The 526-nt window shown below is 37.3% G+C and carries 1 protein-coding gene; it reads right to left on the reverse strand.

The features are described 5' to 3' along the window. Positions 1 to 88 precede the first annotated feature (88 nt). On the reverse strand, positions 89 to 526 hold a 438-nt coding region (locus G8761_RS26755; RefSeq protein WP_166030967.1), incomplete at its 5' end, for a transposase.

Here is a 526-nt window from a genome sequence, read left to right on the forward strand (position 1 = left end):
GCCATGGTATACTAAAAATAAGCATGCTAAATAACCTTCCTTCATACTGTAATTGGAAGGTTTTGAGTTATTTAGTTAGCTTTACATTTCAAGCTATATCTTGGAAAGTGGTACTGTTTTTTAAAAGTGCATAAATCCAGTGAAGAAGCTTATTTGCACAGGCTATTATGGCTACTTTATATGGTTTTCCTTCTGCACGTTTTTTTTCATAGAACTCTCGTAATTTCTTATTACGAGGAATATTATCTTTAGTCGTTTTCCGTTTTCGAGCATCCCGAATGGCACACTTTACCGCCATGTATAAAGCATGTCGGAGCCTGCTGGAACCTCTTTTTGTTATCCGGTTTACAGTCCCTTTGAATCTGCCTGATTCAAAGATACTCGGGTCTATTCCGGCAAATGCGACTAGTTTTTTAGGGTGATTAAATCGATCTATTTCCCCAATTTCTGAAATGATTGTTGCCGCAATCTTTTCGCCAATACCGGGGATTGATTGGATAATCTTATATTCTACCAGTTCTTTAGC

Origin of the sequence: Neobacillus terrae, from assembly GCF_011393025.1 — a bacterium.
GTDB classification, from domain to species: Bacteria; Bacillota; Bacilli; order Bacillales; family Cytobacillaceae; genus Neobacillus_A; species Neobacillus_A terrae.